Raw genomic sequence first — 14,682 nt, 5'->3', positions numbered from 1 at the left:
TAAAGAGAATAAATCATGTTTCATTTGCCTACTGTGATCTTCTTCTCTTTTATCCTTAACTTGTTCATAAGCTTATTTTTTCTCTCAATTTATAAATATAAAAAACAAACATCTTTTTTATTATTTGGTTTAGCCTGTGCCACATTTGCATTAGCCGAAATACTGGCATGTTTGCGCTTATTCATAGACTTTCCTTTAATAACCCACTATTTAGCTAGTGTTTCAATGATTACTAGCCCACTTTTAATTATTGTTGGACTATATAAATACAAAAACGTACAAAATATTAGCTTAATGCCTCTTTACTGCATATTTGGTTTTTCTAGCTTATTGTTATTGGCAATTTATCCTTTCGGTGCAGCAAAAATGCTAACGAGTTTAGTAATTTCCGGATTATTTATTTACACAGCGTATTTAATCAAAAGCATGAGCTTTGTTGCTAAAGCCCAGAAAAAGGCGTTAATTACCTGCTTTTTAGTGCACAGTGGAGTTATGTTTTTAAATGCTATATTTCTATCAATACCGGTACTTAGTTCGAGTATTCAAGATGTAGCAACCCCTTTGCAAATTGTGCTTATTAGTCATTTACTATTAGCCACACTGAGTGCTCTTATACTGCCATTTTTGTTATTTTCTAATAGTGAATATACGCTATCGAACCTTGCCAATACAGACTCTCTTACACAGTTATTTAATCGCAGAGGTTTCTTTAATAACGCCAAAGCAGTCCTTAAACAACCTAATAACAATGATATAAATGTATCTATAATTATTCTAGATATTGACTTTTTTAAGCATGTAAACGATAAGTACGGCCACGACACGGGCGATCAAGCAATTAAATGGATTGCGCAGCACATAAAAGAGCAATTTATTGATGAGGGTATTTGCGCCAGAATAGGCGGTGAAGAATTTGCAATATTACTACCAGACTATTCCCTACGAGCAGCTAAAGAATATGCAGAGCACTTACGTGAAAATATTTCTAAGCATCCGTTTTATTATCAAAACGCGCATATAAAACTATCTGTGAGCGCGGGAGTGAGTCACTCTGTAAATGGTAAAATGAGTGTAAAAGACTTGCTGTCGTTGGCTGATAAACGCCTTTATCTTGCTAAAGAAACTGGCAGAGATAAAGTAGTTAGCTTTGACGAAAAAAACCTATTAATGCAGTGCTAATTATTTTACAAGCTACTATAAAAAAGGCCCCACCAATAAAAACGTGGTAACCCTTTGTATTTATAACGACTTGTTCCTATTTAGTTATATCAATTAGCTCAAGTATTTATGCAGGTTAGTATTAATCCTCTACATAAAAAAAGCCCTTCATTCGAAGGGCTTTGGTATACACACAATAGAGTTAATAAACTACTTACAAGACAGTGTAGCTTCGCCTGCCTTATTTGGCACAAACTGAATATTAGCAACAGAAATTGATGCTTTACCATTGCTGCGTAAACTAAATGGGCTTGTTAGGTTTGCAAAATTAACACCCTTATCAGCAAAACAACCTAAATCGATTGATACTGACTGCCATTTATTCTCAATGCTTTTATCTACAACGTTTGCTAAATCAATGCTTGCACCACATTCACCCGAGCAAGTCATAGCAAGTGCTATATCGCTCGTTAGTGCTTCGTTTAATTTAATATCAAAGCTAATCACACTATCGGCTTCAACGTAGGCAATGGTATCTTCTGCAAAGCTTGTTACTATTTCAGCACTGGCTTTTTCTGCACCGCTAAAGCTAAATTGGCGAGCGTCTTCTTGTACTATTTTGTCCTCAGTTCGGTATTTAATTGCACCAAATTCATGAGTACTACTCGATACATCTAAAAGCTCATTGCCCGATTTTAACAATAAGCGCCATGGTGCTACAGGTGCACCAACAAGTATATCCATACTCGTAAGCCCTGAGTTATCAAGTTTAGAGTCTTCATCAAGGTCGTCAGCTAATACGTTTTTATCGCCGTACGTTAAACCAAAACCATAAGGGAGTAATGGGTCGTAATTTTCATCGCCTTTATTAACTGCAGTTTGTACCGCTGATTTAGGCCAAGAAAACGATAATTTACCTTTAAAGTTATTTTGAATGGTGCCGTCTGCCGCTTTTAATAAAACATCAGCAATACCTGCGCCTTCTGTACCTGGCAACCATGCAGCTACAAACGCGTCAGATGCGTTAAGTTCGCTGTTAACCCACATAGGTCGACCTGATATAAACACCGATACAACAGGGATACCTTGCTCTTTTAGCGAGCTTAAAAGTGCTAATGACTTTTTATTTCCGCGCTCAAACTCAAGGTTATCTTTATCGCCGTGCCCTTCTGCATAAGGTTCTTCACCAAATACAACAATGGCAACATCAGGACGTTGATCAAACGTACCATCAGCACTTAAAGTAACACTTCCACCTGCTGCAGATATTTGTTCTTCAAGCCCTTTATATATCGAAGTAGCACCAGGGAAATCAGCATTTTTATTATTAGTCCCCTGCCACGTAATACTCCAACCACCCGACTGTTTACCTATATTATCAGCACCATCACCTGCAACAAGTACGCGTTGATTAGCTGCGATAGGTAATAGGTTATTTTTATTTTTAAGTAATACAAGCGATTCGCGCACAGCTTGGCGTGCGACTTCGCGGTGCTCTTGGGCACCAATAAGTTCTGTTTTACCCGAGTAAAGACGCTTAGCCGGACTTGGTTTATCAAATAAACCAGCGCGAAGTTTTACGCGTAATATTCTGCTCACTGCATCATCAATACGCGACATACTAATTTCGCCTGACTTAACTTGTGCAATTGTATTTTCATATAGCGGCTTCCACGCGCCTGTTGGCACCATAAATATATCAAGGCCAGCATTTACAGCTTCTGGGCAGCTTTCGTTAGTACAGCCTTTAATTTGCCCATGACCGTTCCAATCGCCTACTACAAAACCATCAAAACCCATTCGTGTTTTTAATACATCAGTAAGTAAATATTTATTGCCGTGATTTTTAACGCCATTCCAGCTATTAAAAGATGCCATAACCGATTGGCTACCTGCAGACAAGCCACCTACATAACCTTGGGCATGAATATCAAATAGCGACTGTTCGCTATCTATATTATTTCCCTGATCATCCCCATCAACGGTGCCGCCATCGCCGATAAAGTGCTTAACCGTGCTAATAACACGCTTATCACTCAAAAAGTCGCCATCGGCTTTACCTTGCAATCCATTTACAATCGCTGCTGAGTAATCGTGAACAATTTTTGGATCTTCAGAGTAGCCTTCGTACGTTCTGCCCCATCGGTCGTCTCGTACTACTGCTACAGTGGGTGCAAATACCCAATCTATCCCCGTAGCCATTACTTCTACTGCGGTAATAGACGCTATTTTCTCTATTAAATCTGGGTTATTAGCCGCGCCTAAACCAATATTATGTGGAAAAAGCGTCGCGCCAATTACGTTATTATGACCATGTACTGCATCGGTGCCCCACATAGTTGGGATACTACTACCATCAAGTGAGTCATCGACAGAAGCTTGATAAAAGCTCTCAGCTAAGGCTACCCAGTCCATTGGTGTTGCATGTTTGTCGCCATTAGGGAATGCTCCACCGCCATTAAGGTATGAACCGAAGCCATATTTACGCATGTCTTCAACGGTAATATCACGAATTTCTGGCTGAATCATTTGAGCAACCTTTTGCTCAAGTGTCATGGCTTTTAAATAGTTAACTATTTTAGCTTCAATATCGGCGTCTTTTTTAACAGCAATATTAAGTTTTGGCCAAATTTGCGCTGTTTTAGATAACGTTTCATTACTTTCAACCGATGTTACTGCGTCGTTTGAACAAGCCGATAAAGTACCTACTGATGCAATTAATGTTGCTAAGGCTATTTTATTAAGTGTAAAAGGGGTTTTCATTATAGAGTCTCCTGCGCTTGAACTGGTTTACTACCGCTTAAACCATAGAACACGATAAATATGTAACATAAAATAGGTAAAACATACGAAAGTTGAACACCCACACTATCAGCAAGTGCACCTTGTAAAAGTGGCACTATTGCACCACCCACAATCGCCAAACACAAAATACCAGAGCCTTGAGCTGTATGCTTACCAAGCCCATTTAACGCTAAACTAAAAATAGTGGGGAACATAATAGAATTGAATAAACCAACCAATAGTATTGACCACATTGCTAATTGACCCGACGTGCTCATGGCAATAACGACTAAAATAATAGCCATGGTTGCGTTAAAGCCAAGTACTTTACCAGCGGGTAATTTTTGCATTACAGCAGCACCAATAAAACGCCCAACCATAGCACCACCAAAATAATAAGTGATGTAATGAGCTGCAGCATGCTCTTTTAGTCCTGCAATATGTTCTTGCGCTAAAAAGCTTACTAAAAAGCTACCAATTGCCACTTCTGCGCCAACATACATAAATATACCCACAGCACCTAATGTTAGGTGACGGTATTGCCATGCACTGCCTTCAATTGCCTCTGATTTTTCGGCTTCTGCTTTTTGTTCACTCATAATGTCTGGCAATTTAAGCCATGCAAAAATACCAGCTAGTAAAATAAGCATTGCAGCTAAAAGGAGGTAAGGAAGTTGTACTGATTCTGCATTTTGTGCCGGTGTTAAAAAGGCATCTGACGCTGAGTCCAGAATTAACAGAGCACCAAATGATGGTGCAACCGTAGTACCTAACGCGTTAAAAGCTTGAGTAAGCGTTAAACGAGACGACGCTGTTTTTGCTGAACCCAACAAACTTACATAAGGATTTGCAGATACTTGTAATAACGTTATGCCACTGGCAAGTACAAATAAAGCGAATAAAAATACAGGATAACTATGTAAAGACGCTGCTGGGTAAAATAAGACACACCCTACTGCCGCAATTAAAAGCCCAACCACGATTCCTTTTTTATAACCAAGCTTTTTAACAATGTGTCCACTAGGGAGTGACATTAAAAAGTAAGCGCCAAAAAAGCAAAACTGCACAAGCATTGCTTGTACATACGTTAAATCGAAAACCGCTTTTAAATGCGGAATCAAAATATCATTTAAGCAGGTAATAAAACCCCACATAAAAAATAGTGAAGTTAAAGATGTAAGTGCAAAACCATAGTTTTTATCTTGGTGGTTTTGCGACTGTGTGTGTGATGTCAGTGGTGCTGAACTAGCCATGTGCTCTCCGCAATTTATTATTATAAATTGATCTTCAGTAAGTAATTAATACAAACCCCGCTAAGGCGCAGTATTTAAGAGTTGACCTGAAGATTAATTAACATTAATCTAAAAATGTAAGCGCTTTCACGGCTAATTAAATACGAACATGTTACATATTTCAACAACTTTTATTTTTAATAATGTTTTGTACCCGCTGAAAGTCAGTAAAAATAAGCGCTAAGCGTGCAATTAAGTTCTCAAAAAGGTTTGTAACCAATGACAAAAATATCATTACCATTTAATTCACCTCTATTAACAAAAGACTTTGTTTATGGTGTAGCTACAGCATCATTTCAGATAGAGGGCGGATATGAGCATCGCTTACCGTGTATTTGGGATACCTTTTGTAGTACTGCAGGTAAAATTGCTGACAATTCACATGGTCATATTGCCTGCGATCATTACAACAATTGGCAACAAGACATAGATTTAATAGAGTCTCTAGGTGTTGATGCTTACAGGCTTTCTATTTCATGGCCTCGCGTGATGACTCAAGACGGAAAGTTAAATCCCGTAGGCGTTAAGTTTTATACTGATATTTTAGATGAACTAAAACGAAAAAATATAAAAGCCTTTGTTACTTTGTACCACTGGGATTTACCGCAACACCTTGAAGATGAAGGCGGCTGGCTCAACAGAAAAACTGCTTATGCATTTGAGCAATACGTAGAACTAATTACTAACGCATTTGGAACACGAGTGTATTCTTACGCTACATTAAACGAACCCTTTTGCAGCGCGTTTTTGGGTTACGAAATTGGCATACATGCCCCAGGCTTAGTCGGCAAGCAGTATGGTAAAAAAGCAGCTCATCACTTATTACTCGCTCATGGTCTGGCCATGAACGTGCTAAATAAAACATCGCCTAATACTCAAAACGGCATTGTGCTTAACTTTACACCCGCATATCCACTTACCGATAATCAACAAGACATAGATAGTGCCAAATACGCTGATGACTACTTAAATCAGTGGTACATGAAACCAATAATGGATGGCAAGTACCCGGATATAATAAACCAATTACCAAGCGGTCATTTACCAGACATACACCCTGGTGATATGGAATTAATTTCTCAGCCAATTGATTACTTAGGCATTAACTTTTATACCCGCCAAGTTTATAAGGCGCATCCTACTGACATTTATGAACCCATTGCACCAACGGGTCCGTTGACTGATATGGGATGGGAAATTTATCCGCAATCTTTCACAGACCTGCTCGTATCGCTTAATAAAACATACACCCTACCGCCTATTTATATAACCGAAAATGGCGCAGCCATGCCCGATACATATAATAATGGTGAAGTTAACGACTTAGATCGTTTAAATTACTATAATGATCACTTAAATGCGGTTCATAATGCGATTGAACAAGGTGTTGTTATAGATGGCTACTTTGCTTGGAGCTTAATGGATAACTTTGAATGGGCAGAAGGCTATTTAAAACGTTTTGGTATTGTGTATGTAGATTATAAGACGCAGCAACGCACCATTAAAAATAGTGGCTTAGCTTATAAAGAACTCATCTCTAAAAGATAAGAGTATACCCACAACTAAAAACAAGTATAAAGCGGGATAAACAATCATGGTCAGTGTAAAAGAAAAAATAGCGTATGGCTTAGGCGACACCGCCAGTAATATTATTTTTCAAACAGTTATGATGTTTTTAATGCTGTACTACACAGACGTAGTGGGTTTATCGCCTGCTGTTGTAGGTACTATGTTTTTAGCAGTGCGTATTTTTGATGCCGTAACCGACCCGTTAATGGGCAACCTTGCTGACAAAACACATACGCGCTGGGGGCACTTTCGCCCCTATTTACTGTGGCTTGCCCTTCCCTTTGCCATTATTAGTATTTTAGCGTTCACTACACCCGATTTAGAAGGCACCGATAAAATAATTTATGCCTTTACTACTTACACTCTGCTTATGGTTGTCTACACCGCTATTAATATTCCGTATTGTGCTTTAGGTGGCGTACTTACAAGCGACGCAAAAGAGCGCGTAACCATTCAGTCTTATCGGTTTGTATTTGGTATGTTAGGTGGTGTTATTGTAGCGGGTTGCACTATGCCAATGGTTGAGTATTTTGGCCAAGGCGATGCAGCCAAGGGCTATCAATACACAATGACAGCAATGAGTATTTTAGGCCTTGTACTGTTTTTACTTTGTTTTTTAGGTACAAAAGAGCGTATACAACAGCCTAAAGAGCAAAACATTCCTTTTGCCCAAAGTGTTAAAGCATTAATTAAAAACGATCAATGGCGAACACTTTGCTTAGCTGCATTCTTTTTACTTACCGGGCAAGTATTAAGGCTTACGCTTGCTGTTTACTACGTAAAGTACTATTTAGGTCGAGACGATTTAATCACTTTATTTATGACGCTAGGTGTTGCAGCCAGCATGGTAGGTTGTGCTTTAGCTCAACCACTTGCAAAGCGCTTTTGTAAAATAAAGGCCTACATAAGCTTACAAGTTATTGCCGCCGCTATTTGTGGTTTTAGTTACTTTATTAGTAAAGATCAATTAGTACTCGCATTTACTGCCTTTATTTTATGGAAATTCTTTTTAGATATGGCAACCCCGTTGTTGTGGGCAAAAATGGCCGACACCATAGATTACGGGCATGAAAAAACAGGTGTACGCATTACGGGTTTGGTTTATTCAGGCGTTATATTTTTTATTAAAATGGGCGTGGCTGTAGGCGGCGCAATTGCAGGCTGGTTGTTATCTTTTTACAGTTATCAGGCCGATGCAGTACAAACTCTTGATACCCAGCACGGTATTTTACTGTCATTCACTGTACTACCTGCTTTTGGCTCATTATTTGTTGCCTACATAATGAAAAAATATACACTGACTAATCAGGTTGTTGAAAATATTCAATCTAAACTAACAGCTAGTTAAGATATATACTCTAAGGTATTATTTAGTCGAAGTAGTTAAGGATAAGCGAGTGAACAAATAACATGGCAACAATTTATCAAGTCTCAGAGCTTGCGGGCGTATCGTTAGCCACCGTTTCTCGCGTGATGAACAAAAATACCCGTGTAAGCGATAAAACTAAACAAAAAGTGCTTGATGCTATGGCGCAGCTTGGCTACAAGCCTAATTCAATAGCGCAATCTTTAGCCTCTAACTGTACTAACAGTGTCGGTATTTTAGTGTCTGAGTTACATGGTCCTTTCTTTGCCCAAATGATGGCAGGTATTGAGTCAGAGCTTCGTGCTGCGGGTAAACACGTTATTATTACCACCGGGCACAGTGAAGAAGACAAAGAACAAGAAGGCATTGAGTTTTTAATTAGCAGACGCTGCGATGCCATTATTTTGCACGTAGAAGCCGTCTCAGACGACTACCTAATAAAACTAAGCCAAGGCTCTACACCCGTTTATTTAATGAGCCGTTACGTAAAGCAGTTAAAAGACAACTGTATCAGCCTAGATAATCAATTAGGTGGCTACCTAGCCACTAAATCGATATTAAATCAAGGCCATACACAAATAGCATATATTGCAGGCCCGCAGTTTAAAGCCGATGCTTTTAACCGCTTAGAAGGTCACAAACAAGCACTTACAGAGGCTGGTGTTAAATTTGATCCTACGCTTTTTTATATTGGCGACTTTAACGAAACTGGCGGTAGTAAAGGCTTAAAACATTTTATTGATGAAAAACTTAGCTTTACTGCACTGGTATGCGCCAATGACGAAATGGCCTCCGGTGCCATGAAGTATGCACGAGAGCACGGTTATAACTTACCAATTGATTTATCGATTGTTGGATTTGATAACGTTATTTTTGCAAACTACCTATACCCTACACTCACGACCATAGATAATCCGGTCGGAAAAATGGGCGAAATGGCTGCTAAATTAGTACTTAAAGACGTATATCAAAATAAAAACCTTGTTATAAATCGCTTTTTTGAACCCACTTTAATGCAGCGAGATTCATCAGCACCACTTATTAAATAAAAACCAAAGACTAAAAACGAGTACTAATTTTGGTACAAAAAAAGCGGCTAAATGCCGCTTTTTGTATGTGAGTTACTTAACAATCCAAGGCGTTACTTTAATAACGTTCGATATATCGCCAAGCACTGCGCTATCATCTTCCCAGCTATCTTCAACTGCAAAATAACACACTGACTTTTCACACGTTATATTTTCATCATCAAATTGCATTGGGCTTTTAAATGTAACTGCTACGCCCTTTTGCTCTGGTAATAAAAACCACATTAATTTACTTACAAAAAAGCCCGACAAATCAGTTAATAGTTCATCAAGTTCTTCGTTAATGGTATATAACGACTGCTTTGAAAATGCTAAACCTTCAAGTTCGTTTGCTTCTATTTGTAACTTTAATTGGCAATCGTGCACAGGATTGAGCGGCTCTACTACAATAACCGCTTTATCGGTATCAAGCTGCTTATCGAACGGCAATAGTAATTGTGCTTTATCGGTAAAGTTAAGTGGATACTCGTTTCTTTCGGTTAAAATAGTACCGCTTTTAATCGCACATGTTTCATTAGTACCAATATCACTAATGTAAAAGTTAACTCGCGCATATTGAAAATCGCCTTTGTTAACAACTTTTAAGCGGTCGTAAAAACCGTCATACGACATCACAAATTCTCTCGCATTTACATTAAATGCACTGATGCTCAGTAGCACTAACACAATAGCGTTGGTACAATTAAAAATGTATTTATTCATCAAAGTAGGCTCTATTTTGGCTAATCATCGTGTTTAACTCTTCTATATACGCTTCACCGCGCTCAGAGTAAGACATTAAACCATGTGTAAGTTCAGTCGCTAAAATTGGTTTTTGCTCAAGACGTAAGTTTTCACGTATTGCGCGCAAATCTTTATAAGCAGGATGCGTATTTATGTTTTTAAAGTAAGAGTTTATAGCAGCTCTTACCGATTTAAACGCAGCAACTTCGTGCGCAGCCCCGGTATTACGGCGTTTTGGCACCATGCCACAACCTTTTGTGTAGCACCACTGACCAAAAAAGTTAAGGCCAATACGTGCAAAACGCGAAGTGCCCCATGCAGATTCGTTTGCAGCTTGCATAAGCGCTAATTCTTTAGGAATTACATCAACACGGCGTAGTGCTTGCGTAAGTATTAGCGTATCAACCGTGGTTGGTAAGTCATACGACTTTAAAATTTTAGCAATATCTTTGTTTTGCTTTTTTTCTAAAGGTAATTCGTTTTGTAACATCATGCGTGCTATTTCGAGCTTAGCGCGTTGCTGTAATATTTTTTTATTTTCAGCTTCAACGTGCGGACGAATAAAGCTAAAAAATGCATGTTTTTTTTCTTTAACATCACTAAATTCTGAAAACTTTGGCAGTTTTACATTATGTAGTGGTTTTTCTTTTTTCTTCACTTTTTTTGGTTGTTCTGACGTTTGCTCGTCTAGTTCAACATCGTCACTTTGTATAAACGGATATGCAAGCGCCCATACAAAAAACACGGTTAGTAAAAGCTTAAAAATCGTTTTTAACATGTATTCTCTCTATCAAACTTAGTTATGCATGGTTAATACACAAGCATACGAAGTCGCATTATACCTAAGCCACTTTATAAACGCGAATAACTGGGGTTTGATGACCTTTTACGGTTGAATTTTCAGCAGTGTATTTGAATTTTAGATAAAACAGAGCCTATGTAGTGCATTTGTTCATTCGCAATTTATAAGTCCATGGGTATACTGAGCAAAGTTTAATAATATTAACTATGTGTGAGTAAGCAGTATGAATAAACAATGGCAAAGCCGAATAATAGAGCAATATAAACATCGTCCTAACGATAATCGCTCGCCGTGGCAGGTCGATCGTTCGCGTATTATTCATGCAGCTGCATTTAGGCGTTTGCAAGCTAAAACCCAAATTATGGGCATTGGCCTTAACGACTTTTACCGCACTCGCCTTACCCACTCTTTAGAAGTATCGCAAATTGGTACTGGCATATTGCGCCACTTAAAAGCGCAACATGGCGACTTTACGCACTTTCCATCAACCGGACTGCTAGAAACACTGTGTTTGGCGCACGATATTGGCCATCCACCTTTTGGCCATGGTGGCGAAATAGCGCTAAATTACATGATGCGCGATCACGGTGGTTTTGAAGGTAACGCACAAACACTGCGCATAGTTGCAAAACTTGAGCCCTACAGTAACGGGCACGGTATGAACCTAACTCGTCGTACTTTATTAGGTTTTATAAAATACCCCGCGTTTATTAATACGCTTTGGCATACCATTCCCGACGATACAACCGGTCGTGCATTTATAAAAGCAGATGATTGGCGACCTGCCAAAGGGTTATACAACGACGATGAAGCCATATTCAATTGGATAGTAGAGCCACTGAGTCAAAACGATAAAACGTTGCTGGGTAACCATGGCGCTATTGATAAGTACCGCGCTAAAACAACGTATAAATCGCTCGACAGCGCCATAATGGAACATGCCGACGATATAGCATACGCCGTACACGACTTAGAAGATGCCATTGCAACACATGTACTTACATTAGACGATTGGCAAACTCATGCTCTACCTCATTTAAAAGCACTAAACTTTGACTGGTTAAACACCATGCTTGAGTCGCTCACCCAGCGTTTGTTTTCAAAAAATGATTATGAGCGAAAAGATGCCATAGGTGAGCTGGTTAATACCTTTATTATTCATATACATTTAGATATTCAAAACGATGACTTTGAATGCCCTATTTTAAAGTACACCGCTAAATTAGATGCCCAATACGACAGTGTATTGCAAATACTTAAGCATTTTGTGTTTCAACGTTTAATACGCGACCCCGAAATGCAGCAAATAGAATTTAAAGGCCAAAACTTACTAATTGAGTTATTTACGGCGTTTGCTAGCGATCCGCTGCGTTTATTGCCCGAAACTACACAAGCACAATACATAGAAGCACAAAAGCAAAACCAAGGTATGCGTATAATTTGCGATTATTTGAGCGGAATGACCGACGAATACGCTTATAAAACGTACCAACGATTGTTTTCACCTATGCAATAGCTAACTACTAACTGCTAACTGCTAACATTAAAAAGGCCGAGTAAATCAAATTTACTCGGCCTTTTTGCTCAGCTATTAAAGTTAGCTATTTAGTTAAAGCGCTTTTATAACGACTCTACACCCATGTTGTATAGCGTAAAACCAAATATATCGGCGTACTGCTCAATTGTTTTACTCGTTGGAGTACCTGCGCCATGCCCTGCATTTGTTTCTATGCGAATAAGCGTTGGATTATTACCCGTTTGCTTTGCTTGAAGCTCAGCTGCAAACTTAAACGAATGTGAAGGGACAACGCGGTCATCATGATCGCCAGTTGTGATCATAGTAGCTGGATACTCAACACCTGCTTTTACATTATGAAGTGGTGAATAACCTTTAATGTATTCAAACATTTCTTTGCTTTGCTCACTGGTACCGTAGTCGTATGCCCAACCAGCGCCCGCAGTGAATGTATGGTAGCGTAGCATATCAAGTACGCCTACAGCAGGTAGAGCCACCTGAAATAAGTCTGGGCGCTGCGTCATCACTGCACCAACTAACAAGCCACCATTAGATCCACCGCGAAGTGCTAAGCGCTTTTTAGACGTGTACTTTTTATCTTTTAAATACTCAGCAGCCGCAATAAAGTCGTCAAACACATTTTGCTTTTGCAATTTAGTGCCGGCATTGTGCCAGTCTTTACCGTACTCACCACCACCGCGAATATTAGCAACGGCATACACACCACCTTGCTCAAGCCATACAGCATTAACGGGGCTAAAGCTTGGCGTTAAACTAATATTAAAACCACCGTAACCGTATAAAATTGTAGGGTTTGAACCATCAAGCTTAATGCCTGTTTTATAAGTAATTACCATCGGTATTTTAGTACCGTCTTTTGATGTGTAAAACACCTGCTCAGACGTGTAATCATCGCTATTAAAATCAATAGCCGACTTACGATAAACACCCGATTCACCCGTAGCTACATCAAACGTATAAGTAGTACCTGGTGTTTTGTAGTTAGTGAACGAATAATAAAGCGTTGTTTGATCTTTTTTACCGCCAAAACCACGTGCAGTACCCACGCCTGGTAATGTAATTTCGCGAATTAGCTCGCCTTTTTTGTTGTATTGTTTTACCTGCGAAATCGCATCAACCATGTAGTTGGCAAAAAAGGTATCGCCGCCTTTTGTAAGGTTTAGTACGTTTTTGGTTTCAGGAATTAAATCAACCCAATTTTCTGGGCTTGGGTTACTTGCATCAACCGTCACTACTTTTTTGTTTGGCGCATTAAGGTTAGTAACTAAAAACAGCTTGCTGCCTTCGTTATCAATCACTGATGTATCTGAATCGGTATTTCCAACAACCGTTACAAACTCACTGTTTTGCTTTGTTAAGTCTTTTATAAACAGCTTATTGCCTGAGGTAGACGTACTTGCCGAAATAAGTAAGTAATGGCCATCATGTGTTACATCAGCGCCAACGTAGCGATGTTTTTGCGCATCAGTTTCACCAAATACCACACGGTCAACAGACTGAGCTGTACCTAGTTTATGGTAATACGCTTTATGCTGATCTGTTTTAGCCGAAAGCTCACTGCCTTTAGGTTTGTCGTAACTTGAATAATAAAAACCTTCGTTACCTAGCCACTCTATGCCGCTAAATTTAACGTCAACAAGCGCTTCTTCAACAGGTTCTTTAGTATGTGCATCAATAACTATAATTTTGCGCCAATCGCTGCCGCCTTCAGATATTTGATACGCGAGTAATGACCCATCTTTTGAAAACGATAAACCCGACATAGACGTCGTACCATCTTCACTAAACTTGTTTGGATCTAAAAATACTTCAACGTCGCCGCCATCTTTACTGCGGTACAAAACATATTGATTTTGCAGGCCATCGTTTTTATAAAAATAGGTGTAATCGCCTTCAGTAAAAGGAGCGCCTATTTTTTCGTAGTTCATTAGTTTTTCAAGGCGCTGCTTTAACTTATCGCGATAAGGTATTTGTTCTAAATAAGAAAACGTTAAATTGTTTTGCGTTTTAACCCAATCGGCAGTTTCGCTGCTCATGTCATCTTCAAGCCAACGATATGGGTCGCTAACCGCTTCTTCAAAGTAGGTGTCTACGATATCGCCTTTTTTTGTTTCTGGGTATATAACTGCGTTAACTTGCTTCATTGGTGCTTTTACTTCTTCTTGAGTTACCGTATTAGTTGGCTCTGAACAGCCGCTAAGCGCTACAATTACAGCACATGCTAGAGTGTGTTTAAACATCCTGAGTTCCATTCTTATTTATTAATAGTGCGCCTAAGTTATTAACTTTTAGCCCTTTTGTCTATTTAGATGCGTTAAGCGCCATTTATCGCTGTAAACAAATGTAAACTTACGCTTTAATAG

General features: G+C 39.0%; 10 protein-coding genes. 5 read left to right on the top strand and 5 right to left on the bottom strand.

Features of this window, described 5'->3' with window-relative positions; genetic code table 11:
* Nucleotides 1–225 precede the first annotated feature (225 nt).
* A complete protein-coding gene (locus tag GQR52_RS05670; protein ID WP_197118788.1) occupies nt 226–1,179 on the top strand; it encodes a GGDEF domain-containing protein in 954 nt (317 codons plus the stop codon).
* A gap of 189 nt (nt 1,180–1,368) precedes the next feature.
* On the opposite strand, the gene GQR52_RS05665 is transcribed toward GQR52_RS05670, so the two are convergent.
* Together GQR52_RS05665 and GQR52_RS05660 are read right to left on the bottom strand one after the other, a co-directional pair.
* Nucleotides 1,369–3,921, bottom strand: coding sequence for a glycoside hydrolase family 3 N-terminal domain-containing protein (locus GQR52_RS05665; protein WP_165727738.1), 2,553 nt, complete (start codon nt 3,919–3,921; stop codon nt 1,369–1,371).
* Entirely contained in the window at nt 3,921–5,195 is a 1,275-nt protein-coding gene (locus GQR52_RS05660) for a sugar MFS transporter (protein WP_165727736.1), read from the bottom strand. Before GQR52_RS05660 ends, GQR52_RS05665 begins: the two co-directional genes overlap by 1 nt.
* 258 nt (nt 5,196–5,453) lie before the next feature.
* On the opposite strand from GQR52_RS05660, the gene GQR52_RS05655 reads away from it, so the two are divergent.
* The 3 genes from GQR52_RS05655 (at nt 5,454) to GQR52_RS05645 (ending at nt 9,218) form a co-directional block, all read left to right on the top strand.
* Nucleotides 5,454–6,782: a GH1 family beta-glucosidase gene (locus tag GQR52_RS05655; RefSeq protein ID WP_165727735.1), complete on the top strand. Its 1,329-nt coding sequence runs from the start codon at nt 5,454–5,456 to the stop codon at nt 6,780–6,782.
* Between the two features lie 46 nt (nt 6,783–6,828).
* Nucleotides 6,829–8,151, top strand: coding sequence for an MFS transporter (locus GQR52_RS05650; protein WP_165727734.1), 1,323 nt, complete (start codon nt 6,829–6,831; stop codon nt 8,149–8,151).
* Between the two features lie 62 nt (nt 8,152–8,213).
* Nucleotides 8,214–9,218, top strand: coding sequence for a LacI family DNA-binding transcriptional regulator (locus GQR52_RS05645; protein ID WP_165727733.1), 1,005 nt, complete (start codon nt 8,214–8,216; stop codon nt 9,216–9,218).
* A gap of 72 nt (nt 9,219–9,290) precedes the next feature.
* Here the strand turns inward: GQR52_RS05645 and GQR52_RS05640 are convergent, their stop codons facing one another.
* Together GQR52_RS05640 and GQR52_RS05635 are read right to left on the bottom strand one after the other, a co-directional pair.
* Nucleotides 9,291–9,959 (bottom strand): DUF2987 domain-containing protein, encoded by a 669-nt coding sequence (locus GQR52_RS05640; RefSeq protein WP_165727732.1) that lies wholly within the window; start codon nt 9,957–9,959, stop codon nt 9,291–9,293.
* A complete protein-coding gene (locus tag GQR52_RS05635) occupies nt 9,952–10,758 on the bottom strand; it encodes a glucosaminidase domain-containing protein (protein WP_165727731.1) in 807 nt (268 codons plus the stop codon). Before GQR52_RS05635 ends, GQR52_RS05640 begins: the two co-directional genes overlap by 8 nt.
* Nucleotides 10,759–11,005: 247 nt before the next feature.
* On the opposite strand from GQR52_RS05635, the gene GQR52_RS05630 reads away from it, so the two are divergent.
* Nucleotides 11,006–12,298 carry an anti-phage deoxyguanosine triphosphatase gene (locus GQR52_RS05630; RefSeq protein WP_165727730.1) on the top strand — a complete coding sequence of 431 codons (1,293 nt, stop codon included), beginning with the start codon at nt 11,006–11,008 and terminating at the stop codon, nt 12,296–12,298.
* A 104-nt stretch (nt 12,299–12,402) separates the two neighbouring features.
* On the opposite strand, the gene GQR52_RS05625 is transcribed toward GQR52_RS05630, so the two are convergent.
* Nucleotides 12,403–14,559 (bottom strand): prolyl oligopeptidase family serine peptidase, encoded by a 2,157-nt coding sequence (locus GQR52_RS05625; RefSeq protein ID WP_165727729.1) that lies wholly within the window; start codon nt 14,557–14,559, stop codon nt 12,403–12,405.
* Nucleotides 14,560–14,682: the final 123 nt, after the last annotated feature.

The sequence above is a fragment of the Pseudoalteromonas sp. 31A1 genome, assembly GCF_011378815.1.
GTDB lineage: Bacteria > Pseudomonadota > Gammaproteobacteria > Enterobacterales > Alteromonadaceae > Pseudoalteromonas > Pseudoalteromonas arctica.
Note: the sequence above shows the minus strand (reverse complement) of the source record. Positions and strands in the feature narration are given on the sequence as shown.